This window comes from Streptomyces similanensis (assembly GCF_039543625.1).
GTDB lineage: Bacteria > Actinomycetota > Actinomycetes > Streptomycetales > Streptomycetaceae > Streptomyces > Streptomyces similanensis.
Map to the genome: position 1 here is coordinate 16,399 of NZ_BAABKC010000147.1, position 25,594 is coordinate 41,992.

The 25,594-nt window shown below is 70.7% G+C and carries 23 protein-coding genes; 22 read left to right on the forward strand and 1 reads right to left on the reverse strand.

Features of this window, described 5'->3' with window-relative positions:
• Window positions 1-159 precede the first annotated feature (159 nt).
• The 22 genes from ABEB07_RS37980 to ABEB07_RS38085 all read left to right on the forward strand — a co-directional run bounded on the left by ABEB07_RS37980 (window position 160) and on the right by ABEB07_RS38085 (window position 23,584).
• Window positions 160-1,452, forward strand: a complete 1,293-nt coding sequence (locus ABEB07_RS37980) for a homoserine dehydrogenase (RefSeq protein ID WP_164584738.1) — start codon at window positions 160-162, stop codon at window positions 1,450-1,452.
• Window positions 1,453-1,458: 6 nt separating this feature from the next.
• Complete coding sequence (gene thrC / locus ABEB07_RS37985; RefSeq protein ID WP_345672620.1) at window positions 1,459-2,517, forward strand: threonine synthase; 1,059 nt, start codon at window positions 1,459-1,461, stop codon at window positions 2,515-2,517.
• A 655-nt stretch (window positions 2,518-3,172) separates the two neighbouring features.
• Window positions 3,173-4,090, forward strand: a complete 918-nt coding sequence (gene thrB, locus ABEB07_RS37990) for a homoserine kinase (RefSeq protein ID WP_164588876.1) — start codon at window positions 3,173-3,175, stop codon at window positions 4,088-4,090.
• Window positions 4,091-4,516: 426 nt separating this feature from the next.
• Window positions 4,517-6,583: a transcription termination factor Rho gene (gene rho, locus ABEB07_RS37995; protein WP_345672622.1), complete on the forward strand. Its 2,067-nt coding sequence runs from the start codon at window positions 4,517-4,519 to the stop codon at window positions 6,581-6,583.
• Window positions 6,584-6,847: 264 nt separating this feature from the next.
• Window positions 6,848-7,987 (forward strand): LCP family protein, encoded by a 1,140-nt coding sequence (locus ABEB07_RS38000; protein ID WP_345672623.1) that lies wholly within the window; start codon window positions 6,848-6,850, stop codon window positions 7,985-7,987.
• Window positions 7,988-8,191: 204 nt separating this feature from the next.
• The gene (gene rpmE / locus ABEB07_RS38005; protein WP_164587688.1) at window positions 8,192-8,416 is read left to right on the forward strand and encodes a 50S ribosomal protein L31; all 225 of its coding nucleotides are present in this window, start codon (window positions 8,192-8,194) and stop codon (window positions 8,414-8,416) included.
• Window positions 8,417-8,531: 115 nt separating this feature from the next.
• Window positions 8,532-9,608, forward strand: coding sequence for a peptide chain release factor 1 (gene prfA / locus ABEB07_RS38010; RefSeq protein WP_164587689.1), 1,077 nt, complete (start codon window positions 8,532-8,534; stop codon window positions 9,606-9,608).
• A 99-nt stretch (window positions 9,609-9,707) separates the two neighbouring features.
• Window positions 9,708-10,547, forward strand: a complete 840-nt coding sequence (gene prmC / locus ABEB07_RS38015; RefSeq protein ID WP_164587690.1) for a peptide chain release factor N(5)-glutamine methyltransferase — start codon at window positions 9,708-9,710, stop codon at window positions 10,545-10,547.
• Between the two features lie 55 nt (window positions 10,548-10,602).
• On the forward strand, window positions 10,603-11,250 hold the full coding sequence (locus ABEB07_RS38020; protein ID WP_176150503.1) for an L-threonylcarbamoyladenylate synthase: 648 nt from the start codon (window positions 10,603-10,605) through the stop codon (window positions 11,248-11,250).
• Entirely contained in the window at window positions 11,247-11,924 is a 678-nt protein-coding gene (locus ABEB07_RS38025) for an arsenate reductase/protein-tyrosine-phosphatase family protein (protein ID WP_345672625.1), read from the forward strand. Before ABEB07_RS38020 ends, ABEB07_RS38025 begins: the two co-directional genes overlap by 4 nt.
• 106 nt (window positions 11,925-12,030) lie before the next feature.
• Window positions 12,031-13,269, forward strand: a complete 1,239-nt coding sequence (locus ABEB07_RS38030; protein WP_345672627.1) for a serine hydroxymethyltransferase — start codon at window positions 12,031-12,033, stop codon at window positions 13,267-13,269.
• 139 nt (window positions 13,270-13,408) lie between these two features.
• Entirely contained in the window at window positions 13,409-14,785 is a 1,377-nt protein-coding gene (locus tag ABEB07_RS38035; protein ID WP_345672628.1) for an MraY family glycosyltransferase, read from the forward strand.
• Between the two features lie 300 nt (window positions 14,786-15,085).
• Window positions 15,086-15,523 (forward strand): hypothetical protein, encoded by a 438-nt coding sequence (locus tag ABEB07_RS38040; protein WP_176152129.1) that lies wholly within the window; start codon window positions 15,086-15,088, stop codon window positions 15,521-15,523.
• Between the two features lie 225 nt (window positions 15,524-15,748).
• Window positions 15,749-16,567 carry a F0F1 ATP synthase subunit A gene (gene atpB, locus ABEB07_RS38045; protein ID WP_176150507.1) on the forward strand — a complete coding sequence of 273 codons (819 nt, stop codon included), beginning with the start codon at window positions 15,749-15,751 and terminating at the stop codon, window positions 16,565-16,567.
• Between the two features lie 79 nt (window positions 16,568-16,646).
• Window positions 16,647-16,886, forward strand: coding sequence for an ATP synthase F0 subunit C (atpE, locus tag ABEB07_RS38050; protein ID WP_018571456.1), 240 nt, complete (start codon window positions 16,647-16,649; stop codon window positions 16,884-16,886).
• A 44-nt stretch (window positions 16,887-16,930) separates the two neighbouring features.
• On the forward strand, window positions 16,931-17,485 hold the full coding sequence (locus ABEB07_RS38055; RefSeq protein WP_425589149.1) for a F0F1 ATP synthase subunit B: 555 nt from the start codon (window positions 16,931-16,933) through the stop codon (window positions 17,483-17,485).
• Window positions 17,482-18,297, forward strand: a complete 816-nt coding sequence (locus ABEB07_RS38060) for a F0F1 ATP synthase subunit delta (protein ID WP_164586427.1) — start codon at window positions 17,482-17,484, stop codon at window positions 18,295-18,297. The genes ABEB07_RS38055 and ABEB07_RS38060 overlap by 4 nt, the downstream gene beginning before the upstream one ends.
• Before the next feature lie 142 nt (window positions 18,298-18,439).
• On the forward strand, window positions 18,440-20,032 hold the full coding sequence (gene atpA, locus ABEB07_RS38065) for a F0F1 ATP synthase subunit alpha (RefSeq protein WP_164586429.1): 1,593 nt from the start codon (window positions 18,440-18,442) through the stop codon (window positions 20,030-20,032).
• Window positions 20,033-20,053: 21 nt separating this feature from the next.
• Window positions 20,054-20,971: a F0F1 ATP synthase subunit gamma gene (locus ABEB07_RS38070; protein ID WP_164586430.1), complete on the forward strand. Its 918-nt coding sequence runs from the start codon at window positions 20,054-20,056 to the stop codon at window positions 20,969-20,971.
• Window positions 20,971-22,419 (forward strand): F0F1 ATP synthase subunit beta, encoded by a 1,449-nt coding sequence (gene atpD / locus ABEB07_RS38075; protein ID WP_164586432.1) that lies wholly within the window; start codon window positions 20,971-20,973, stop codon window positions 22,417-22,419. Before ABEB07_RS38070 ends, atpD begins: the two co-directional genes overlap by 1 nt.
• Before the next feature lie 211 nt (window positions 22,420-22,630).
• The gene (locus ABEB07_RS38080) at window positions 22,631-23,008 is read left to right on the forward strand and encodes a F0F1 ATP synthase subunit epsilon (protein ID WP_164586434.1); all 378 of its coding nucleotides are present in this window, start codon (window positions 22,631-22,633) and stop codon (window positions 23,006-23,008) included.
• 129 nt (window positions 23,009-23,137) lie between these two features.
• Window positions 23,138-23,584 carry a DUF2550 domain-containing protein gene (locus tag ABEB07_RS38085; RefSeq protein ID WP_176150510.1) on the forward strand — a complete coding sequence of 149 codons (447 nt, stop codon included), beginning with the start codon at window positions 23,138-23,140 and terminating at the stop codon, window positions 23,582-23,584.
• Between the two features lie 69 nt (window positions 23,585-23,653).
• Here ABEB07_RS38085 and ABEB07_RS38090 read toward each other — a convergent pair whose 3' ends face one another.
• Window positions 23,654-25,492 carry a glycoside hydrolase family 18 chitinase gene (locus ABEB07_RS38090; RefSeq protein ID WP_176150511.1) on the reverse strand — a complete coding sequence of 613 codons (1,839 nt, stop codon included), beginning with the start codon at window positions 25,490-25,492 and terminating at the stop codon, window positions 23,654-23,656.
• Between the last annotated feature and the right edge of the window lie 102 nt (window positions 25,493-25,594).

The following is a 25,594-nucleotide window of genomic DNA, read 5'->3' on the forward strand; positions in this document are numbered from 1 at the left end:
CACCCGCGACACCCGCGGTACCGCGCGGCGCCGGAAGATCTCCGTTTTCCGGCCCGGCGAAAATGAAATAAACGTCTCACGATCCGGACAAATGACAGAAACGCCGGTCCGGTGAGTGAGACTGGTCGAACCGTAGACGGTATGAGGAAACGAGGTCGGATGATGCGTACGCGTCCGCTGAAGGTGGCGCTGCTGGGCTGTGGGGTCGTCGGCTCAGAGGTGGCGCGCATCATGACGACGCACGCCGACGACCTCGCCGCCCGGATCGGCGCCCCGGTGGAGCTGGCGGGCGTGGCGGTCCGCCGGCCCGCCAAGGTGCGCGCGGGCATCGACCCGGCCCTCGTCACCACCGACGCCACCGCCCTCGTCAAACGCGGCGACATCGACGTCGTGGTCGAGGTGATCGGCGGCATCGAGCCGGCCCGTACGCTCATCGCCACCGCCTTCGAGCACGGCGCCTCCGTCGTCTCCGCCAACAAGGCCCTGCTCGCCCAGGACGGCGCCGCCCTGCACGCCGCCGCCGGCGAGCACGGCCGCGACCTCTACTACGAGGCCGCCGTCGCCGGCGCCATCCCGCTGATCCGGCCGCTGCGCGAGTCCCTCGCCGGCGACAAGGTCAACCGGGTGCTCGGCATCGTCAACGGCACCACGAACTTCATCCTCGACAAGATGGACTCCACCGGCGCCGGATACCAGGAGGCCCTGGACGAGGCCACCGCGCTCGGGTACGCCGAGGCCGACCCGACCGCCGATGTCGAGGGCTTCGACGCCGCCGCCAAGGCCGCCATCCTCGCCGGGATCGCCTTCCACACCCGGGTACGCCTCGACGACGTGTACCGCGAGGGCATGACCGAGGTCACCGCGGCCGACTTCGCCTCCGCCAAGGAGATGGGCTGCACCATCAAGCTGCTCGCCATCTGCGAGCGGGCCGCCGACGGCGCCTCCGTCACCGCGCGCGTGCACCCCGCGATGATCCCGCTCAGCCATCCGCTGGCCTCGGTGCGCGGCGCGTACAACGCCGTCTTCGTGGAGTCGGACGCCGCGGGCCAGCTGATGTTCTACGGGCCCGGCGCCGGCGGTTCGCCGACCGCCTCCGCCGTCCTCGGCGACCTCGTCGCGGTCTGCCGCAACCGGCTCAACGGGACCACCGGACCCGGCGAGTCGGCGTACGCGGCGCTGCCCGTCTCGCCCATGGGCGACGTCGTCACGCGCTACCACATCAGCCTGGACGTCGCCGACAAACCGGGCGTCCTGGCCCAGGTCGCCACCGTGTTCGCCGAGCACGGCGTGTCCATCGACACCGTCCGTCAGCAGGGCAAGGACGGCGAGGCCTCCCTCGTCGTCGTCACCCATCGAGCGTCCGACGCCGCCCTCACCGGCACCGTCGAGGCGCTGCGCAGCCTCGACACCGTGCGGGGCGTCGCCAGCATCATGCGGGTTGAAGGAGAGTAACCAGCAATGACCCACCAGTGGCGCGGCATCATCGAGGAGTACCGGGACCGGCTGCCGGTGTCCGACGGCACGCCGGTCGTGACGCTCCGCGAGGGCGGTACGCCCCTCGTCCCCGCGCAGGTGCTCTCCGAGCGCACCGGCTGCGAGGTCCACCTCAAGGTCGAGGGCGCGAACCCGACCGGGTCCTTCAAGGACCGCGGCATGACCATGGCGATCAGCAAGGCGAAGGAGGAGGGCGCCAAGGCGGTCATCTGCGCCTCCACCGGCAACACCTCCGCCTCCGCCGCCGCCTACGCCGTGCGGGCCGGGATGGTCTCCGCCGTGCTCGTGCCGCAGGGCAAGATCGCGCTCGGCAAGATGGGCCAGGCCCTCGTGCACGGCGCGAAGATCCTCCAGGTCGACGGCAACTTCGACGACTGCCTGACGCTCGCCCGCTCGCTCAGCGACAATTACCCCGTGGCGCTGGTGAATTCGGTGAACCCGGTGCGGATCGAGGGGCAGAAGACGGCCGCCTTCGAGATCGTCGACATGCTCGGCGACGCCCCCGACGTCCACGTCCTGCCGGTCGGCAACGCGGGTAACATCACCGCGTACTGGAAGGGGTACCGGGAGTACGCCGCGGACGGCATCGCCACGAAGACGCCCCGCATGTGGGGCTTCCAGGCCGCCGGCAGCGCCCCGATCGTGCGCGGCGAGGTGGTCAAGGACCCCTCGACCATCGCCACCGCCATCCGCATCGGCAACCCGGCCTCGTGGACGTACGCGCTGGCCGCGCGGGACGAGTCCGGCGGCGCCATCGACGAGGTGACGGACCGTGAGATCCTGCGCGCCTACCGGCTGTTGGCCGCGCAGGAGGGCGTCTTCGTCGAGCCGGCGTCGGCCGCGTCCGTCGCCGGCCTGCTGAAGGCCGCCGAGCAGGGCAAGGTCGACCCGGGCCAGCGGATCGTGTGCACCGTCACCGGCAACGGCCTCAAGGACCCCGACTGGGCCGTCGCCGGCGCCCCGCAGCCGGTCACCGTCCCGGTCGACGCGGCCACGGCAGCGGAGCGGCTGGGCCTGGCCTGATCCGGCCCGACGGCTCCGGACGGCCCGCCGCCCGGAGCCGTCGGCCCCGTGCCCGCCGTACGCGACGGCAGGGCTCCGTCCGGCGCACTCGTGCAGGCGGCGCGCGGTGCACTCCGTGCCCCCGCCGAACCACGGTCCGCACCCGCCCCCCGGCACAACCGGCCCGGAGCCGCCGGACGGACGGGAGCGGGCCGTGGTGGTGCGTGCAATGCCCGCCGCGTACTGCGGTCCCTCCTGACCTCAGCGCATGAGACTCAGGGCCGTATGTCCGTGTGCGGCGGGCTGCACGCACCACCACGGCCCCGACCCACCACGCACCCCAGGCGCGACGGCGCCCGAACCGCGCCGTGCGCCTTAGTCACCCTCGCTGACCTCCCCTCCAGGGACGCCGTGCGAGGGTGCACGGGGGGCAGGCGACACGCATCGTGCGCCTCCTGTGCGCCCTATGTCGCGGCAGAACCTTCCTTCGATAGGCTGTACTGAACCCGCCCGCCGCATATGCCCCGCATGGCGCGCGGCGCCGCGCCGTCCCCGCGGTCGCGGCCCCCGGGTCCTCACGTCCCTGTCGAACGTCAGCCGAATGTCGGTCGAATGTCCGTCGGATGCCCTCGAACGACATTCGGCCACCACGCAGCTCAAGGAGAGTCAACGAGCGATGGCCGGTCCAGCGTTCCGCGCCGCCGCCGTCCGGGTGCGCGTCCCCGCCACCAGCGCCAACCTCGGCCCGGGCTTCGACGCCCTCGGCCTCGCGCTGGGGCTCTACGACGACGTGGTCGTCCGGGTGGCCGACTCCGGGCTGCACATCGACATCGCGGGCGAGGGCGGCGAGACCCTGCCGCGCGACGAGAAGCACCTGCTCGTACGGTCGCTGCGCACCGCCTTCGACGTGCTCGGCGGACAGCCGCGCGGCCTGGAGATCGTCTGCGCCAACCGCATCCCGCACGGCCGCGGCCTCGGTTCCTCCTCCGCCGCCATCTGCGCCGGCATCGTCGCCGCCCGCGCCGTGACCATAGGCGGCGAGGGCCGCCTCGACGACACCGCGCTGCTGGAGCTGGCCACCGAGATCGAGGGCCACCCGGACAACGTGGCGGCCTGTCTGCTCGGCGGGTTCACCCTGTCCTGGATGGAGGGCGGCGCCGCCCGCGCCATCAGGATGGAGCCCTGCGATTCCATCGTTCCGGTGGTTTTCGTGCCCGGAAAGCCGGTACTGACCGAGACCGCGCGCGGCCTGCTGCCGCGCACCGTCCCGCACGTCGACGCGGCCGTCAACGCGGGCCGTGCCGCGCTGCTCGTCGAGGCCCTCACCCGGCGCCCCGAGCTGCTGCTGCCGGCCACCGAGGACCGCCTGCACCAGGAGTACCGCGCCCCGGCCATGCCGGAGAGCGCCGCGCTGGTGGAGCGGCTGCGCGCCGACGGCGTCCCGGCGGTCATCTCCGGCGCCGGGCCCACGGTCATGGCGCTGGCCGACGCGGACTCCGCCGACAAGGTGGAGCGGCTCGCCGGGCCCGAATGGGCCGCCAACCGGCTGCGCCTCGACCAGCGGGGCGCGAGCGTGCTGCCGCTGTCGGGCTGACACGCGATTGCCGGTTTTCGAGAGGGGGAATGTTTGTTGGATCCGGTAGTGTTAATCTCAAGTCTGCACCCGACCCCACCATGGCGAGGTGCTTCGTGTCCCCGTCCGGGACCAACATTCTTCCGGGAGCTCCCCAAGCCACTCTGTGTTCCGTACGCCGTATCGGGGCAGTACGTCGTACGCGGATGCTGAGCGGTCCACAGGTGGGGGCACCCCCGCTGGGGGAGCTCCGGAATCGGTGCTACCACGCCACGTGACACACGGTGTCGCGGATCGTCGGGGATAGCGCCAGTCATCAGATATCTCTTCCGCCGCTTTGGGCGGACCACCGCCCCGGCACGGTCCACACAGCAAGGACCGAAGCCGGACAGCACAACCGGTCGCCGAGCCAGACAGGCCGACGTCCGCTCCAGGGAAGGACCCTTCGTGAGCGACACCACCGATCTGATGGGCGCACGTGTCGAGGAGACCGCTGCCGCGCCCGCCACGGACGCCTCCGCGCCTGCCACCGGTGCCGGCTCCCGGCGGCGCCGTGGTACCGGCCTCGACGGCATGGTGCTGGCCGAGCTTCAGCAGGTCGCCTCCGGCCTCGGCATCAGGGGCACCGCGCGGATGCGCAAGAGCCAGCTGATCGAGGTCATCAAGGAGGCGCAGGCCGGGGGCGGCGCCCCCGCGAAGGCCGCTGCCGCCGCCGGTGAGGCCGAGACCAAGCCGAAGCGCCGCGCCACCTCCCGCGCCCGCACGGGTGACGAGGCCGCGAAGAAGGCGGTCGAGGCGCCGTCCGAGAAGGCCACGGCCCAGCAGCAGATCGAGATCCCCGGCCAGCCCGCCGCCCGGGCCGGCGAGGCCGAGCGCGGGGCGGACGACGCTCCCGTCGAGCGCCGTCGGCGCCGTGCCACCGCCGACGCGGGCAGCCCGGCCGGCAGCGCCGAGACCGTCGCCGCCGAGGCGAAGGGCGAGGCGAAGGCCGAGACGGCCGCTCCCGCGCAGCAGCCGCAGGCCGACGCCGACGGCGCCGAGGGCCGCCGCCGCGAGCGCCGCGAGCGCGGCCGGGACCGCGACCGCGAGCGTGGCGGCGACCGTGACCGCGGTGGCGACCGCGAGCGCGGTGGCGACCGTGACCGCGGTGGCGACCGCGAGCGCCGCAAGGGCGACGACCAGCAGGGCGGCGGCCAGGACGGCCGGCGTCAGCAGCAGAGCCAGCAGCAGGGCGGCGGCCGCCAGGACCGCAACGTCGGCCCGCAGGACGACGACGACTTCGACGGCGGGCGCCGGGGCCGGCGCGGCCGCTACCGCGACCGCCGGGGCCGTCGCGGACGCGACGACGTGCAGGAGCCGCAGATCAACGAGGACGACGTCCTGATCCCGGTCGCCGGCATCCTCGACATCCTCGACAACTACGCGTTCATCCGGACCTCCGGCTACCTGCCCGGCCCGAACGACGTGTACGTCTCCCTCGCCCAGGTCCGCAAGAACGGCCTGCGCAAGGGCGACCACATCACCGGCGCGGTCCGCCAGCCGAAGGACGGCGAGCGCCGCGAGAAGTTCAACGCGCTGGTCCGCCTCGACTCGGTCAACGGCATGGCGCCCGAACACGGCCGCGGGCGGCCGGAGTTCAACAAGCTCACTCCGCTCTACCCGCAGGACCGGCTCCGTCTGGAGACCGACCCGGGCGTGCTGACGACCCGCATCATCGACCTCGTCTCGCCCATCGGCAAGGGCCAGCGCGGTCTGATCGTGGCCCCGCCGAAGACCGGCAAGACCATGATCATGCAGGCGATCGCCAACGCGATCACGCACAACAACCCCGAGTGCCACCTGATGGTCGTCCTCGTCGACGAGCGTCCCGAAGAGGTCACCGACATGCAGCGGTCGGTCAAGGGCGAGGTCATCTCCTCGACCTTCGACCGCCCGGCCGAGGACCACACCACGGTCGCCGAGCTGGCCATCGAGCGCGCCAAGCGCCTGGTGGAGCTGGGCCACGACGTGGTCGTGCTGCTCGACTCCATCACGCGTCTGGGCCGTGCCTACAACCTGGCGGCGCCGGCCTCCGGCCGCATCCTGTCCGGTGGTGTCGACTCCACCGCGCTGTACCCGCCGAAGCGGTTCTTCGGCGCGGCGCGCAACATCGAGGACGGCGGTTCGCTGACCATCCTCGCCACCGCGCTGGTGGACACCGGGTCCCGCATGGACGAGGTGATCTTCGAGGAGTTCAAGGGCACCGGCAACATGGAGCTCAAGCTCGACCGCAAGCTCGCGGACAAGCGGATCTTCCCGGCGGTGGACGTGGACGCGTCCGGCACCCGTAAGGAAGAGATCCTGCTCGGCGCGGAGGAGCTGGCGGTCGTCTGGAAGCTGCGCCGGGTGCTGCACGCGCTCGACCAGCAGCAGGCGATCGAGCTGCTGCTGGACAAGATGAAGCAGACGAAGTCGAACGTCGAGTTCCTGATGCAGATCCAGAAGACGACGCCCACGCCGGGCAACGGCGACTAGTCGCTCCCCGCGTCCCCGGAAGGGCCGCTCCCGTCCTCGTGGCGGGAGCGGCCCTTTCGCGTGCCCGCCCGGGGCGAGAGGTTTGCCACAGGCGGGGCGGCCGCTGCCGCACAGAACCCTGTGCAACCCTTTGGCCCATTGTCCCGTCTGAAGGTGCGAGCGACGAAGCGGGGGCTCGGGGGTACTCGCCGACGAGGACGGACACACCGGAGCCCGACCCTGCGAGCAGGGGGTAACCGACCGGATACGAGAGTCGAGGAGCGCATGTCCGCCGAGAGCACACCGGACCCCGGCATGGAGAACGGTTCCACGAGCAGCAGACGAGGGTCCACCGCCAAGGGCCGCCGCCGCAAGCCGCCCACGGGACGGCGCAGGGCGCTGACGGCCACCGCGTGGACCGCGGCGGGGATCGTGGTGCTCGGCGGCACCGGGGCCGGCTACCTGTACTTCAAGCTCAACGACAACCTCAAGACGGTCGACATCAACCAGGCCCTCGGCACCGACCGGCCCACCGCGGCCGACAACGGCTCCGAGAACATCCTGGTCCTCGGCTCCGACACCCGCGCCGGCGGCAACAAGAAGCTGGGCGGCGGCACCGACGACGGCAGCGCCCGCTCCGACACCGCGATGATCGTGCACGTGTACCAGGGCCACAAGAAGGCGAGCGTGGTCTCCATACCCCGCGACACCCTCGTCGACCGCCCCGAGTGCACCGACCCCCAGGGCGCCGAGCACCGGGCCGCGCACAACGTGATGTTCAACGAGTCCTACGGCACCGGCGGCGCGGCCTGCGCCGTCAAGACGGTCGAGGCGCTCACCGGGCTGCGGATGGACCACTACCTGGAGGTCGACTTCACCGGCTTCCAGAAGCTCATCGACGACCTCGGCGGGGTCCCGGTCACCACGACCAAGGCCATCCACGACCCCAACAGCCACCTGAACCTCGCCGCCGGCACCCACACCCTCGACGGTCAGCAGGCCCTCGGTCTGGTGCGCACCCGGCACGGCGTGGGCGACGGCTCCGACCTGGGCCGCATCCAGCTCCAGCAGGCGTTCGTGAAGGCGCTGCTCACCCAGGTCAAGCAGGTGGACCTGTTCGGCGACCCGAAGAAGCTCTACGACCTCGCCGACACCGCCACCAAGGCCGTCACCACCGACTCCGAGATCGGCTCGGTGAACTCGCTGCTGTCCTTCGCCGGCGGCCTCAAGGGCATCGGCGCCGGACAGATGCACATGATCACGATGCCGGTGCAGTACGACACCGCGAACGCCAACCGGGTCGTCATCGACGAGGCCAAGGCGCGGCAGGTGTGGAACGCCCTGCGGGCCGACCGGCCGATCCCGGACAGCGCCACGAAGGGCACCGCCACCGGCGAGGCCAAGGGCGTCGTCAGCGCCTCCTGAGCCGCCCGCCCCGGCCAGGGGCGCGGCCCGGACCCGCCGGGGGCCCGGACGCCTCCGGTCCCAGGGCGCCTCGGGAATACCTCGCACCGCCCCCCGGTTTTGGGGGATGGCGCCAGTCCTGGCAGACTGGTACGTCGGCTCCGGTTCACGCTTCCGCATCCCGCGGACGGCGACCCGGCGCCCTCCCGAAACCTAGGAGACACCTTGAAGCGCGAGATCCACCCCGAGTACGTCGAGACCCAGGTCAGCTGCACCTGTGGCGCGTCGTTCACCACCCGCAGCACCATCGACTCCGGCACCATCCGGGCCGAGGTCTGCTCCGAGTGCCACCCGTTCTACACGGGCAAGCAGAAGATCCTCGACACCGGTGGCCGTGTGGCCCGCTTCGAGGCCCGCTTCGGCAAGGCTGCCGCCGGCTCCAAGAAGTAGCGAGCCCCTCTTCGCCGGTCCACGGCCGCACCCCCTCGCGGGGCGGGCCGGGACCGGCGTTTTTGGTCGTTCGCCTTCCCCCTACCAGCAGTACAGGCAGTACAGGAGCCGAAAGATGTTCGAGGCCGTCGAGGAGCTCGTCGCCGAGCACGCCGACCTGGAGAAGAAGCTCGCCGACCCGTCGGTCCACTCCGACCAGGCCAACGCGCGCAAGCTGAACAAGCGTTACGCCGAGCTCACCCCGATCGTCGCCACGTACCGCTCCTGGAAGCAGACGGGCGACGACATCGAGACCGCGCGCGAACTGGCCGCCGACGACCCGGACTTCGCCGCCGAGGTCAAGGTGCTGGACAAGCAGCGCGAGGAACTCACCGAGAAGCTGCGCCTGCTGCTGGTGCCGCGCGACCCCAGCGACGACAAGGACGTCATCCTGGAGATCAAGGCGGGCGCGGGCGGCGACGAGTCGGCGCTGTTCGCCGGCGACCTGCTGCGCATGTACCTGCGCTACGCCGAGCGCGTCGGCTGGAAGACCGAGATCATCGACGCCACCGAGTCCGAGCTGGGCGGCTACAAGGACGTCCAGGTCGCGGTGAAGACCAAGGGCGGCCAGGGCGCCACCGAGCCCGGCCAGGGCGTGTGGGCCAAGCTGAAGTACGAGGGCGGCGTGCACCGCGTGCAGCGGGTGCCGGCCACCGAGTCCCAGGGCCGCATCCACACCTCCGCCGCGGGCGTCCTGGTGACCCCCGAGGCCGAGGAGGTCGACGTCGAGATCAACCCGAACGACCTGCGCATCGACGTCTACCGCTCCTCCGGGCCCGGCGGCCAGTCCGTCAACACCACCGACTCCGCCGTGCGCATCACGCACCTGCCCACCGGCGTCGTGGCCTCCTGCCAGAACGAGAAGAGCCAGCTCCAGAACAAGGAGCAGGCGATGCGCATCCTGCGCTCCAGGCTGCTCGCGGCCGCGCAGGAGGAGGCCGAGCGGGAGGCCGCGGACGCCCGCCGCAGCCAGGTGCGCACCGTCGACCGCTCCGAGAAGATCCGCACCTACAACTTCCCGGAGAACCGCATCTCCGACCACCGCGTCGGCTTCAAGGCATACAACCTGGACCAGGTCCTGGACGGCGACCTCGCCGCGGTGATCCAGGCCTGCGTCGACGCGGACTCGGCCGCCAAGCTCGCGGCCGCGTAGGGCACCGGCGGGCCGCACCGGCACGCAGGACGAAGCACGAGCACCGGAGGACCCAGCGTGCAGCAAGAATTCGGGGGGCGCCCCCCAGGCCCCCGCAGCGTGCTGCTCGCGGAGGTGGCGCAGGCCACCCAGCGGCTGGCCGACGCGGGCGTGCCCTCGCCGCGCAACGACGCCGAGGAGCTGGCCGCGTTCGTGCACGGCGTCAAGCGCGGCCAGCTGCACACCGTCAAGGACGCCGACTTCGACGCCCGCTACTGGGAGGTCGTCGCCCGGCGCGAGCAGCGCGAGCCGCTCCAGCACATCACCGGACGGGCCTACTTCCGCTACCTGGAGCTCCAGGTCGGCCCCGGCGTCTTCGTGCCGCGCCCGGAGACCGAGTCCGTGGTCGGCTGGGCCATAGACGCGGTGCGCGCGATGGACGTGGTCGAGCCGTGCATCGTCGACCTGTGCACCGGCTCGGGCGCCATCGCGCTCGCCCTCGCCCAGGAGGTGCCGCGCTCGCGCGTGCACGCGGTCGAGCTGAGCGAGGACGCGCTGCGCTGGACCCGCAAGAACGTCGAGGGCTCCCGCGTCGACCTGCGCCAGGGCGACGCCCTGACCGCCTTCCCGGACCTGGACGGCCAGGTCGACCTGGTCGTCTCCAACCCGCCGTACATCCCGCTCACCGAATGGGAGTACGTCGCCCCCGAGGCCCGCGACTACGACCCGGAGCTGGCGTTGTTCTCCGGAGAGGACGGCCTCGACCTGATCCGCGGCATCGAGCGCACCGCGCACCGGCTGCTGCGGCCGGGCGGCGTCGTCGTGATCGAGCACGCCGACACCCAGGGCGGACAGGTGCCGTGGATCTTCACCGAGGAGCGGGGCTGGGCCGACGCGGCCGACCACCCCGACCTCAACAACCGGCCGCGGTTCGCCACCGCCCGCAAGGCGCTGCCGTGACCGCGCCCGCCAGGACTTCAAGCCAGCAGTACGTGTACGAGGAGGCCCGCTGACAATGGCACGGCGATACGACACCAACGACGCGACCGACCGCGTGACGGGTCTGCGCGAGGCCGCGTCCGCCGTCCGCCGGGGCGAACTCGTGGTGCTGCCGACCGACACGGTGTACGGCATCGGCGCCGACGCGTTCTCCGGGGACGCCGTGGCCGATCTGCTGGCCGCCAAGGGCCGCGGCCGCACCATGCCCACGCCGGTCCTCATCGGCTCCCCGAACACGCTGCACGGCCTGGTCACCGACTTCTCCGAGCAGGCCTGGGAGCTGGTCGACGCGTTCTGGCCCGGCGCGCTGACCCTGGTCGCCCGCCACCAGCCGTCCCTGCAGTGGGACCTCGGCGACACCCGCGGCACCGTCGCCGTGCGCATGCCGCTGCACCCGGTCGCCATCGAGCTGCTCACCGAGTTCGGCCCGATGGCCGTCTCCTCGGCCAACCTCACCGGACACCCGGCGCCGGAGACCTGCGACGCCGCGCGGGAGATGCTCGGCGACTCCGTCTCCGTCTACCTCGACGGCGGCCCCACGCCCGGCATCGTGCCTTCCTCCATCGTCGACGTCAGCCGCGAGAAGCCCGTCCTGCTGCGCGAGGGCGCGCTGTCGCCGGAGGAGCTGCGCAAGGTCGTACCCGACCTCGAGGTGGCGAATTGACGGCCCCTGACGCGGGGCGTGGCATAGGCGGCAAGACCGACCCGGCGATCCCGGCGCAGCCCGGCCCGCCCGGCGACACCTTCCGCATCCTCCACGTCAGCACCGGCAACGTGTGCCGCTCGCCCATCACCGAGCGGCTGACCCGGCATTTCCTCGCGGACCGGCTCGGCGATCCGGCGGGCGGCGGGCTGATCGTGGAGAGCGCCGGCACCTGGGGCCACGAGGGCGCGCCCATGGAGACCAACGCGGAGACCGTCCTCGCCGACTTCGGCGCGGACGCCTCCGGCTTCACCGGCCGCGAACTGCTCGACGAACACGTGATCACGGCCGATCTGGTGCTCACCGCGACCCGCGACCACCGCGCGCAGGTCGTCTCGATGGGCCACTCGGCGGGGCTGCGCACCTTCACGCTCAAGGAGTTCACCCGCCTGGTCAAGGCGATCGACCCGGCGACGCTGCCGCCCCTGGAGGACGGCGTGGTCGAACGCGCGCGCGCCCTGGTCCGCGCCGCCGCCGCTCTACGCGGGTGGCTCCTGGCGCCCACCGCGGAGGCGGACGAGGTCTACGACCCCTACGGCGCCCCGCTGCCGTTCTTCCGCTCGATCGGCGACGAGATACACCAGGCCCTGGACCCGGTGGTGACGGCCCTGACGGGGGTCGCGGCGCGCGCCTGAGGGGCCGGCGGGCGCCGGGGCACCCGTCGGGCGCAACGGCCGCGCGCGGCCCCGGGAGCGGGCCTACATTGGACGTACGTCACCGCCGACCCGTCCGGAGACCACCATGTCGGTCATCCCCGCTCTCCAGGGCGATGTGCTGCGGCGGCAGGATCCCGAGGTGGCCGATCTGCTGCTGGGGGAGCTGGCGCGGCAGTCCACGACGCTCCAGCTGACGGCGGCGGAGAACTTCACCTCGCCCGCGGTCCTGGCCGCGCTCGGCTCGCCGCTGGCCAACAAGTACGCCGAGGGCTACCCGGGCGGCCGCCACCACGGCGGCTGCGAGTTCGTCGACGCCGCCGAACGGCTCGCGGTGCGGCGCGCCACCGAGCTGTTCGGCGCCGAGCACGCCAACGTGCAGGCGCACTCCGGCTCCTCGGCCGTGCTGGCCGCCTACGCGGCGCTGCTGCGCCCCGGCGACACCGTCCTGGCCCTCGGGCTGTCCTACGGCGGCCACCTCACGCACGGCTCGCCGGCGAACTTCTCCGGGCGCTGGTTCGACTTCGTCGGCTACGGCGTGGACGCCGAGAGCGGCCTCGTCGACCACGCGCAGGTGCGCACCCTGGCCCGCACGCGCCGGCCCAAGGCCATCGTGTGCGGGTCGATCGCCTGCCCCCGCCACATCGACTACGCGTTCTTCCGCGAGGTCGCCGACGAGGTGGGCGCCTATCTGATCGCGGACGCCGCGCACCCCATCGGCCTGGTGGCCGGGGGAGCGGCGCCCAGTCCGGTGCCGTACGCGGACGTGGTGTGCGCCACCACGCACAAGGTGCTGCGCGGACCGCGCGGCGGGATGCTGCTGTGCGGGAGCGAGCTGGCCGAGCGGGTGGACCGGGCGGTGTTCCCGTTCACCCAGGGCGGCGCCCAGATGCACACCGTGGCGGCGAAGGCGGTCGCGTTCGGCGAGGCGGCCACGCCGGCCTTCGGCGCGTACGCGCACCAGGTGGTCGCCAACGCGCGGGTGCTGGCAGCGGGTCTGGCCGCGGAGGGTCTCGCGGTCACCACCGGCGGCACCGACACCCATCTGATCACCGCGGACCCGGCGCCGCTCGGCGTCGAGGGACGCGCCGCGCGGGGTCGGCTGGCGGCGGCCGGGATGGTGCTGGACTGCTGTGCGCTTCCGCACACCGACGCCCGCGGGCTGCGCCTGGGCACCGCGGCGATCACCACCCAGGGCATGGGGCAGGAGGAGATGGCGCTGATCGCGGTGCTGTTCGGCAAGGTGCTGCGCGGCGAGGCGGACGTGGCGCGGGCCCGTGAGGACGTGCGCGAACTCACCGGCGCCTTCCCGCCGTATCCCGGCTGAGCCCGCGTATGCGCACCCGGGAGGAAACGGTACACAGCCACACGTGCAACCATCGTCGCTACCCGGAAGTCCCCATACATATGCCCGCGTCGCTAGTGTGTGGGGCTGAGATGGCCAGCGAGACCTGTGGGGAATGCCCGTGCGTGAATACCTGCTGACGCTCTGCGTCACGGCCGCGGTGACGTACCTGCTGACCGGGCCGGTGCGCAAGTTCGCGATCGTGGCGGGTGCGATGCCGGAGGTCCGGGCGCGGGACGTGCACCGGGAACCCACGCCGCGGCTCGGCGGCATCGCGATGTTCTTCGGCATGTGCGCCGGGCTGCTGGTCGCCGACCACCTCACCAACCTCAACGAGGTCTTCGAGAAGTCGAACGAGCCGCGCGCGCTGCTCTCCGGGGCCGCCCTGATCTGGCTGATCGGCGTCCTGGACGACAAGTTCGAGATCGACGCGCTGATCAAGCTGGGCGGCCAGATGATCGCCGCCGGTGTGATGGTCATGCAGGGGCTGACGATCCTGTGGCTGCCGGTGCCGGGTGTGGGCACGGTGGCGCTGACCCAGTGGCAGGGCACGCTGCTGACGGTGGCGCTGGTCGTCATCACCATCAACGCGGTCAACTTCGTCGACGGCCTGGACGGTCTGGCCTCGGGCATGGTGTGCATCGCGGCCGCCGCGTTCTTCATGTACGCCTACCGCATCTGGTACTCGTACGGCATCGAGGCCGCCGCCCCGGCCACCCTGTTCGCGGCCGTGCTGATGGGCATGTGCCTGGGCTTCCTGCCGCACAACATGCATCCGGCGCGGATCTTCATGGGCGACTCGGGCTCGATGCTCATCGGCCTGGTGCTGGCGGCCGGCGCGATCTCGGTGACCGGTCAGGTCGACCCGGACGTGATCGGCCTGTTCGCGGGCTCCGAGCGCAACGCGGTGCACCAGATGGTGCCGGTCTACATCCCGCTGCTGATGCCGCTGTCGATCATCGCCATCCCGGCCTGCGACTTCGTCTTCGCGGTGGTGCGGCGCACCTGGCGCGGACAGTCGCCGTTCGCCGCCGACCGCGGCCACCTGCACCACCGGCTGCTCCAGATCGGCCACTCGCACAGCCGGGCCGTGCTGATCATGTACTTCTGGGCCGCGGTGATCGGCTTCGGCGCCCTCGGCTACTCGGTGAACTCGGCGTCCATGTGGATCGTGCTGGGCATCGTCTCCCTCAGCTTCGTCGGTCTGGTGCTGCTCCTGCTGCCGCGCTTCACACCGCGCGCCCCGCGCTGGGCCGAACGCTTCGTGCCGCCGCGCTACCGCCGCCGGCGCGCGGCGGCCACGGCGCCGTACGCGGCCGCGCCCCTCGGGCTCGCCGCCGCCGGGACAGCCGGCGCTGACGGCGCCGGCGCCGACGCGTGCGCCGCCCGCGAGCACCCCGCTCCGGTGGCGGCGGGAGTGGCCGGGACCAACGGCGCGACCGCCGTCGGCGCGCGTCCGCGGGTGCTCGAGAGGCGCAAAGCCGGAACGTCGCGCTGACGCCAAGGTAAGAATCTGACTAAAGCGTTGCCCATTCATGGGGGAGCGAAGCGGTTTATACCAGACAACTCGCCCCGGTTTTTGCACAGACGGGCACGGTCACTCTCATGTGTGACAGCCAGCACACCCTCTTGGTAAAGACCGCATCAAATAGTTTGTGATACCGTTCACGAGAACCCGGGATAGAGCCGAAGGGGCCAAGAGCAAGGGTCCCTTGGCGAAGAGGTTCCTCTCTCGAACCGGGTACTACGCTCGTCCATGACGACACCCCTGCCCCCCTGCGAAAGCGGAGTTGCCGCCATGCCCTCCAATGACGTCCGGAACCTACTGCACACCGCCGTGCCCACCGCAGCTGTCGGTGTGGTCGCGGTGGCGGTCGGTGGTGCGGTCGCCGGGGGGAAGGGCGCGATCGGGGCGGCCGTCGGAGCGGTCCTCGCCATCCTCTACATGGGGATCGGCCTCTGGGTCCTGCAATGGACGGCCAAAACGCTTCCGCAGCTCTTCCAGGCGATGGGCCTCATGCTCTACGTCGCCCAACTGCTGCTGCTGCTGATCTTCTTGGCCCTCTTCAAGGGCACATCCCTGTTCAACGCCAAGGCGTTCGCGTTCTCGCTCGTCGTCGCGTCCGTCGTCTGGATGGCCGCACAGGCGCGCGCTCACATGAAGTCCAAGATCTTCTACGTTGAGCCGGACTCCGACAAGAACGACAAGTCCCAGAAGACAGGGTCCTCGTCGTGAGGGGTAGGCCCGGGATAAAGGCGTGTGAGATCTCCTGCTATCGTCCGGTGCCAACTGCGGCATCGCGGGCGCGGGCATCCGAGCTGACGCCTGCTCGATCGCGAGGCTCGATGCCCGCCCGCCGTCCCCACATCCGTCACACCAGTCCGGTGCCGACCCGCGGCTGCTCGCCGCGCCGACACAACGAGGTTGCCGTACCCATGCGCCACGCTGAAGGAGCCCGCGGTGAGTGCTGAACAGACCACGCTCGCCTTCGACTGGAGCTGCCGCGTCTTCGCCGACAACGGCTGCGGCTTCCCTTCGCCGGGCCTCCACTCCTTCCTCTTCAAGCCGATGTTCTCGGTCGGCGGCTACGACTTCGACAAGCCGATGCTGCTCGCCATCATCACCACGGTGGTCGTCGTCGGCTTCTTCTGGGCCGCCTTCAGCAAGGCGAAGGTGGTCCCGGGCAAGCTCCAGATGGTCGGCGAGGCGGGCTACGACTTCGTGCGCCGCGGCATCGTCTACGAGACGCTCGGCAAGCGCGAGGGCGAGAAGTTCGTCCCGTTCATGGTCTCGCTGTTCTTCTTCATCTGGATCATGAACCTCTGGTCGATCATCCCGGTCGCCCAGTTCCCGGTGACGTCGATCATCGCCTACCCGGCCGCGCTCGCCCTGTGCGTGTACGTGACGTGGATGTTCCTCACGTTCAAGAAGCACGGCTTCGCCGGCGGTCTCAAGAACCTCACCGGCTACGACAAGTCGCTCGGCGCCGTGCTGCCGCTCGTCGTCGTCATCGAGTTCTTCTCGAACGTCCTGGTCCGCCCGTTCACGCACGCCGTGCGACTGTTCGCCAACATGTTCGCCGGCCACCTGCTGCTCGTGATGTTCACCGTCGCCAGCTGGTACCTGATGAACAGCTGGCTGGCCGCGGCCGGCGCCGTCTCCTTCGTGATGGCCCTGGTCATGATCCTGTTCGAGCTCTTCGTCCAGGCCGTCCAGGCGTACGTCTTCGTCCTCCTGGCCTGCTCCTACGTTCAGGGCGCTCTGGCCGAGCACCACTGAGCCCCAGTCCCGCTCCGCCCCGTCACAGACGTCCGGTGGCCAACCCCCACCGGTCCTTGAAAGAGAAGGAAGAATCAGCATGGCTGCCACTGAGACCCTTGCCGCCGTCACCGGCTCCATCGCCTCCGTCGGCTACGGCCTCGCCGCCATCGGTCCCGGCATCGGCATCGGCATCATCTTCGGCAACGGCACCCAGGCGCTCGCCCGCCAGCCCGAGGCCGCCGGTCTGATCCGTGCCAACCAGATCCTGGGCTTCGCCTTCTGTGAGGCGCTCGCCCTCATCGGCATCGTCATGCCGTTCGTTTACACCTACAAGTAAACCGACGGCGGACGACCCCACCCTTAGGGAAAGGCACTGATGACATGCAGCTGACACAGCAGATGGTGCAGCTGGCGGAGGAGGGTTCGCAGAACCCCCTCATCCCGCCGGGCCCCGAGCTGGTCATCGGCCTCGTCACCTTCGCCATCGTCTTCTTCTTCCTCGCGAAGAAGCTCCTGCCGAACATCAACAAGGTTCTGGAGGAGCGCCGCTCGGCGATCGAAGGCGGCATCGAAGAGGCCGAGGCCATGAAGGTCGAGGCCCAGAGCGTCCTCGAGCAGTACAAGGCCCAGCTGGCCGAAGCCCGGCACGAGGCCGCGCGCCTGCGCCAGGAGGCGCAGGAGCAGGGCGCCACGCTCATCGCCGAGATGCGGGCCGAGGGCCAGCGTCAGCGCGAGGAGATCGTCGCCGCCGGTCACGCCCAGATCGACGCCGACCGCAAGGCCGCCTCGTCCGCGCTGCGCCAGGACGTCGGCAAGCTCGCCACCGAGCTGGCCGGCAAGCTCGTCGGCGAGTCCCTCGAGGACCACGCCCGGCAGAGCCGCGTGATCGACCGCTTCCTCGACGAGCTCGAGGAGAAGGCCGAGGCCGCGCGATGAACGGAGCGAGCCGCGAGGCCCTGACCTCCGCACGTGAGCGTCTCGACGCGCTGACGGACTCCACGTCCGCCGACGCCGCGCGGCTCGCCGACGAGCTGGCGTCCGTCACGGCGCTGCTCCACCGCGAGGTCGGCCTGCGTCGGGTCCTGACCGACCCGGCGCAGTCCGGTGACGCCAAGGCCGCGCTGGTCCAGCGCCTGCTCGCCGGCCAGGCCGGCGAGGCGACCGTGGACCTGGTCTCCGGCACCGTGCGCTCGCGCTGGTCGCAGTCGCGGGACCTGGTGGACGCGCTGGAGGAGCTGGCGAACCTCGCCGACCTCACCACCGCGCAGCGGCGGGGCGCGCTCGACGAGGTCGAGGACGAGCTGTTCCGCTTCGGCCGGATCATCTCCTCCAGCACCGAGCTGCGCGCCGCGCTGACCGACCGGGCCGCCGGCGCCTCGGCCAAGGCCGAGCTGCTGCACCGCCTGCTCGGCGGCCGGGCCAACCGGATCACCGAGCGTCTGGTGACGCGCCTTGTGACCGCGCCGCGGGGACGTAGCCTGGAGGCGGGACTGGAGTCCCTGTCCAAGCTCGCCGCCGACCGCCGGGGCCGCATGGTCGCCGTCGTCACCTCGGCGGTCCCGCTGAGCGAGGGCCAGAAGCGACGCCTCGGCGCCGCGCTCGGCAAGCTCTACGGCCGCCAGATGCACCTCAACCTCGACGTTGACCCCGAGCTGGTCGGCGGCATCCGGGTGCAGGTCGGCGACGAGATCATCAACGGCTCGCTCGCGGACCGGCTGGACGACGCCGCCCGCCGCATGGCGAGCTAGCAGCAACTCAACACGCAAGACGTACACGACGGCCCTGGTTGGGCCGTGCAGAGGATTCACCTCTTATCGGGGGGAGTCCCAGACTCGTGGAATACCCCCCCGAGTGAAACTTCGGGCCCAACAAGGAGAGCAGGGAACCCAGATGGCGGAGCTCACGATCCGGCCGGAGGAGATCCGGGACGCGCTGGAGAACTTCGTCCAGTCGTACAAGCCGGACGCGGCCTCGCGCGAGGAGGTCGGTACGGTCACCCTTGCCGGCGACGGCATCGCGAAGGTCGAGGGCCTGCCCTCGGCCATGGCCAACGAGCTGCTGAAGTTCGAGGACGGCACCCTCGGCCTCGCCCTCAACCTCGAGGAGCGCGAGATCGGTGCCATCGTCCTCGGCGAGTTCAGCGGCGTCGAGGAGGGCCAGCCGGTCACCCGCACCGGCGAGGTCCTGTCGGTCGCCGTGGGCGAGGGCTACCTCGGCCGCGTCGTCGACCCCCTCGGCAACCCGATCGACGGCCTCGGCGAGATCGAGACCGACGGCCGCCGCGCCCTCGAACTGCAGGCCCCCACGGTCATGCAGCGCAAGTCGGTGCACGAGCCGATGGAGACCGGCTACAAGGCCGTCGACGCCATGACCCCGGTCGGCCGCGGCCAGCGTCAGCTGATCATCGGCGACCGCCAGACCGGCAAGACCGCCCTGGCCGTCGACACGATCATCAACCAGCGCGACAACTGGCGCACCGGCGACCCGAACAAGCAGGTCCGCTGCATCTACGTCGCCATCGGCCAGAAGGGCTCCACCATCGCGTCGGTCCGCCGCGCGCTGGAGGAGAACGGCGCGCTGGAGTACACGACCATCGTGGCCGCCCCGGCGTCCGACCCGGCCGGCTTCAAGTACCTGGCGCCGTACACCGGTTCCGCCATCGGCCAGCACTGGATGTACCAGAGCAAGCACGTCCTGATCATCTTCGACGACCTGTCGAAGCAGGCCGACGCCTACCGCGCCGTCTCCCTGCTGCTGCGCCGCCCGCCGGGCCGCGAGGCCTACCCGGGCGACGTCTTCTACCTGCACTCCCGTCTGCTGGAGCGCTGCGCCAAGCTCTCCGACGACATGGGCGCCGGTTCGATGACCGGTCTGCCGATCGTCGAGACCAAGGCCAACGACGTCTCGGCGTTCATCCCGACCAACGTCATCTCCATCACCGACGGCCAGTGCTTCCTGGAGTCGGACCTGTTCAACGCCGGTCAGCGCCCCGCGCTGAACGTCGGCATCTCCGTCTCCCGAGTCGGTGGTTCCGCGCAGCACAAGGCGATGAAGCAGGTCTCCGGCCGACTGCGCGTGGACCTCGCCCAGTTCCGTGAGCTGGAGGCGTTCGCCGCCTTCGGTTCCGACCTGGACGCGGCCTCCAAGTCGCAGCTGGAGCGCGGTCAGCGCATGGTCGAGCTGCTCAAGCAGAACCAGTACCAGCCGATGTCCACCGAGGACCAGGTCGTCTCCGTGTGGGCCGGCACCACCGGCAAGATGGACGAGGTCCCGGTCGCCGACATCCGCCGCTTCGAGAAGGAGCTGCTGGAGTACCTGCACCGCAAGGAGCAGGGCCTCATGACCTCCATCCGGGAGGGCGGCAAGATGTCCGACGACACCCTCACGGCCGTCGCCGACGCCATCGTGGAGTTCAAGAAGCAGTTCGAGACCTCGGACGGCAAGCTGCTCGGCGACGACACTCCGGCCGCTGCCGCCAAGTGACGTAAGGAAGGGACCTGACTCATGGGAGCCCAGCTCCGGGTCTACAAGCGTCGCATCCGATCCGTCACCGCGACCAAGAAGATCACCAAGGCGATGGAGATGATCGCCGCCTCGCGCGTCGTCAAGGCGCAGCGCAAGGTGGCGGCCTCCACGCCGTACGCGCAGGAACTGACCCGCGCGGTCACGGCGGTCGGCACGGGATCCAACACCAGGCACCCGCTGACCACGGAGACGGAGAACCCGACCCGTGCCGCGGTCCTGCTCCTCACGAGCGACCGCGGTCTGGCCGGCGCCTTCAACTCCAACGCCATCAAGGCGGCGGAGCAGCTGACCGAGCGCCTGGAGCGCGAGGGCAAGCAGGTCGACACGTACATCGTCGGCCGGCGCGGCGTCGCCCACTACAACTTCCGCGAGCGCACCGTCGCGGAGTCGTTCACGGGCTTCACCGACGAGCCGACGTACGCGGACGCCAAGAAGGTCGCGGCGCCGCTGATCGAGGCCATCGAGACGGAGACGGCGGACGGCGGCGTGGACGAACTCCACATCGTCTACACCGAGTTCGTCTCGATGATGACGCAGACCGCGGTCGACCCCCGACTGCTTCCGCTGCGTCTGGACGAGGTCGCGGCCGAGACGGGCAAGAAGGACGAGATCCTTCCGCTCTACGACTTCGAGCCCTCGGCGGAGGACGTCCTCGACGCCCTGCTGCCGCGCTACGTGGAGAGCCGCATCTACAACGCGCTGCTCCAGTCGGCCGCTTCGAAGCACGCCGCCACGCGGCGCGCGATGAAGTCGGCCACCGACAACGCGGGCGAGCTGATCAACACGCTCTCCCGTCTTGCCAACGCGGCCCGCCAGGCCGAAATCACCCAGGAAATCAGCGAGATCGTCGGTGGCGCGAGCGCCCTGGCCGACGCGACCGCGGGGAGTGACAACTAATGACCACCACTGTTGAGCCGACCGCTGCGGCGGGCGTGGCCACCGGCCGCGTCGCGCGGGTCATCGGCCCGGTCGTCGACGTGGAGTTCCCCGTCGACGCGATGCCGGAGATCTACAACGCCCTGCACGTCGAGGTCGCCGACCCGGCGAACGAGGGCGAGCGCAAGACGCTGACCCTGGAGGTCGCCCAGCACCTGGGCGACGGCCTGGTCCGCACCATCTCCATGCAGCCCACCGACGGTCTGGTCCGCCAGGCCCCGGTCACCGACACCGGCGACGGCATCACCGTCCCGGTCGGCGACTTCACCAAGGGCAAGGTGTTCAACACCCTCGGTGAGGTGCTGAACGTCGACGAGCAGTACGCGGGCGAGCGCTGGTCCATCCACCGCAAGGCCCCGAACTTCGACGAGCTCGAGTCGAAGACCGAGATGTTCGAGACCGGCGTCAAGGTCATCGACCTGCTGACCCCGTACGTCAAGGGCGGCAAGATCGGTCTGTTCGGCGGCGCCGGCGTCGGCAAGACGGTGCTCATCCAGGAGATGATCTACCGCGTCGCCAACAACCACGACGGTGTCTCCGTGTTCGCCGGTGTCGGCGAGCGCACCCGTGAGGGCAACGACCTCATCGAGGAGATGTCCGACTCGGGCGTCATCGACAAGACCGCGCTGGTCTTCGGCCAGATGGACGAGCCCCCGGGCACCCGTCTGCGCGTCGCGCTGGCCGGCCTCACCATGGCCGAGTACTTCCGCGACGTCCAGAAGCAGGACGTGCTGTTCTTCATCGACAACATCTTCCGCTTCACGCAGGCCGGCTCCGAGGTCTCCACGCTGCTCGGCCGCATGCCGTCCGCGGTGGGTTACCAGCCGAACCTGGCCGACGAGATGGGTCTCCTCCAGGAGCGCATCACCTCGACCCGCGGTCACTCGATCACCTCGATGCAGGCGATCTACGTCCCCGCCGACGACCTGACCGACCCGGCCCCGGCGACCACCTTCGCCCACCTCGACGCGACGACGGTTCTGTCCCGTCCGATCTCCGAGAAGGGCATCTACCCGGCCGTGGACCCGCTGGACTCCACGTCCCGGATCCTGGACCCGCGCTACATCGCGCAGGACCACTACAACGCGGCCATGCGCGTGAAGAACATCCTGCAGAAGTACAAGGACCTCCAGGACATCATCGCGATCCTCGGTATCGACGAGCTCGGCGAGGAGGACAAGCTCGTCGTCCACCGTGCCCGTCGCGTGGAGCGCTTCCTGTCCCAGAACACCCACGTCGCCAAGCAGTTCACCGGCGTGGACGGTTCGGACGTGCCGCTGGACGAGTCGATCGCCGCGTTCAACGCGATCTGCGACGGCGAGTACGACCACTTCCCGGAGCAGGCGTTCTTCATGTGCGGTGGCATCGAGGACCTGAAGAGCAACGCCAAGGAGCTCGGCGTCTCCTGAGCCTCCGGCTCACCGTGAGCCGTCCGGCTCACACCCGAGGGGGCGGGGCGTCCCGCCCCCTCATCCACGCCCAACGCTGTGCCTCACGGGGGACTTCCCCCAAGCCCCCGGCCCTGCCGGGGGCGGGCCCCGGCACTTGGTGCCGCACGGCCCACTAGACTTGTTTCCAACACCCGGTGACCCCACCGGGTGGTGACCCGAGGAGCCTCCCTTGGCTGCTGAGCTGCACGTCGAGCTGGTCGCCGCCGACCGCCAGGTCTGGTCCGGCGAGGCCACCCTGGTCGTCGCGCGCACCACGTCCGGCGACATCGGCGTCATGCCCGGTCACCAGCCGCTGCTCGGTGTGCTGGAGTCGGGCCCGGTGACCATCCGTACGAGTGACGGCGGGACGGTCGTCGCCGCGGTGCACGGCGGTTTCATCTCCTTCGCGGACGACAAGCTGTCGCTGCTGGCGGAGATCGCCGAGCTGTCGGACGAGATCGACGTCCAGCGCGTGGAGCGGGAGCTCGAACGTGCGAAGGCGGAGGGCGACGCCTCCGCCGAGCGTCGTGCGGACGTCCGTCTGCGGGCGGCGACGGCGACGCGCTGAACCCCGCGCCGATGCGATGACGTCACTCAGCCGCGGCCGGTACCGGAGCAATCCGGAACCGGTCGCGGCTGAGGCGGATGTGGGTGTTTTTTCCGTTCCATTACCTAGGAGACGAGGAGGTCGGTGCCGATGGTCCTCGCTCTGACTGTGTGCGGAGTCGTGGTCGCGCTCGTGGTGGTGGGACTGTTCGTCTTCGGGCTGCGGCGCCGGCTGATCCAGCGCTCCGGCGGCACCTTCGACTGCAGCCTGCGCTGGGACGTGCCGCAGACCTCCGACACCAGCGGCAAGGGCTGGAGCTACGGCGTGGCCCGCTACAACGGCGACCGCGTCGAGTGGTTCCGGGTCTTCTCCTACGCGCCCCGTCCGCGCCGCACCCTGGAGCGGTCCTCGATCGAGGTGGCCGGCCGCCGGCTGCCCGAGGGCGAGGAGGAACTCGCGCTGCTCTCCGACGCCGTCATCCTCACCTGTCTGCACCGCGGCATCCGTCTGGAGCTGGCCATGAGCGACGACGCCCTGACCGGCTTCCTCGCCTGGCTGGAGGCGGCGCCGCCGGGGCAGAGGGTGAACGTCGCTTAGGCCGTACAGGCAGAAGCTCCCCCGGACGAGGTCCGGGGGAGCTTTTCGTGTCTCAGGTGCGGGCGGTGCTTACGACAGGCCGCTGCTGAGGGCGTTCACGAGTTCACCGTCGCTGGTGTCACCGCTGAACTCCCAGAAGAAGGCGCCGCCGAGGCCCTGGCTGTTGGCCCAGGCCATCTTCGACTTGATGGTCGACGGGGTGTCGTAGGACCACCAGTTGCTGCCGCAGTGGGCGTAGGCGGTGCCGGCGACCGTGCCGGTGACCGGGCAGCTGGTCTTGAGGACCTTGTAGTCCTCGATGCCGGCCTCGTAGGTGCCGGGCGCCGCTCCGGTCGCGGTGCCGCCGGGGGCGTCCTGGGTGACGCCGGTCCAGCCGCGGCCGTAGAAGCCGATGCCGATCAGCAGCTTCTTGGCGGGCACGCCCTTGGCCTTGAACTTCGCCAGCGCGTCGGCGGTGTTGAAGCCGGCCTTCGGGATGCCGCTGTAGGAGGTGAGCGGGGAGTGCGGGGCGGTCGGGCCCTTCGCGTCCCACGCGCCGAAGAAGTCGTACGTCATGACGTTGTACCAGTCGACGTACTGGGAGGCGCCGGCGTAGTCGGTGTGGTCGATCTTGCCGCCGTCCGAGCCGTCCGCGGTGGTGGCGGCGGTGACGAGCTCCTTGCCGAACTTGGCGCGCAGCGCGGCCATCAGGTTCTTGAAGGCGTCCGGACCGCTGGTGTCACAGGTGAGACCGCAGTCGTTCGGGTACTCCCAGTCGATGTCGATGCCGTCGAAGACATCGGCCCAGCGCGGGTCGTGCACCAGGTCGTAACAGGACTGGGCGAAGGCGGCGGGGTTCTTGGCCGCGTCGCCGAAGCCGCCGGACCAGGTCCAGCCGCCGAAGGACCACAGGATCTTGATGTTCGGGTACTTGGCCTTCAGCTCGCGCAGCTGGTTGAAGTTGCCGCGCAGCGGCTGGTCCCAGGTGTCGGCGGCGCCGCTGACGGACTGGTCGGCGGTGAACGCCTTGTCGTAGTCGGCGTAGGAGTCGCCGATCGCGCACTTGCCGCCGGTGACGTTGCCGAAGGCGTAGTTGATGTGCGTGATCTTGGCCGCGGAGCCGGACGTCACCAGGTTCTTGACGTTGTAGTTGCGGCCGTAGATGCCCCACTCGGTGAAGTAGCCGAGCTTGACCTTGTCGCCGGTGGGCGGGGGAGTGGTGCCACCGCCGCCGGTGGTGTGCACGGCGACGGAGCCGCTGACCGGGCCGGTCTGGTCGGCGGTGTCGCGGGCCTGCACGCTGTAGGAGTAGTCGGTGCCGGCGGTCAGACCGCTGTCCGTGTACGAGGTCGTCGTGACGGTGGCGACCTTCTTGCCGTCGCGCAGCACGTCGTAGTTCTTGACGCCCTTGTCGTCGGTGGCCGCGCTCCAGGAGAGCTTCACCGAGGTGTCGGTGACGCCGGAGGCGGTCGGGGCGCCCGGCGCGCTCGGCGGGTTGTCGCCGGGGACGCTGGGGCCGCCGTCGCAGCTGCCGCCGTTGAGCTTGCAGCCGGAGGGGGAGCCGGGGCCGGAGCCGTTGAAGCCGAAGGAGACCGAGGCGCCGGGGGCGATGGAGCCGTTCCAGCCGACGTTCTTGGCGGTCCAGTGGTTGCCGGAGTTGGTGACCGTGGCGTCCCAGGCGGAGGTGACCTTGGTGTCGGAGGGGAAGTCCCACTCGACCGTCCAGGAGCTGATCGCCGCGCTGCCGGTGTTCTTCACGGTCCAGGAACCGCCGAAGCCGGTGCCCCAGTCGCTGGTCTTGGTGAAGGTGGCGGTGGCGGTGGACGCCGCGTCGGCGGCCGCGCTGGCGGGGCCGGTGAGGGCGACCAGGCCGGCCATGGGGAGCACCAGGGTCGCGAGCCCTGCCGCGGCCTTGTGTCTGAAGCGCATGCTGCGCCTCCCTTGTCGGGGGTGAATGTCAGGGGCATGACTGAGCCTCCATGCCCAAGTGCCGCGAGAATAGAAAGGTCTGGACCACAGGTCAATAGGTCT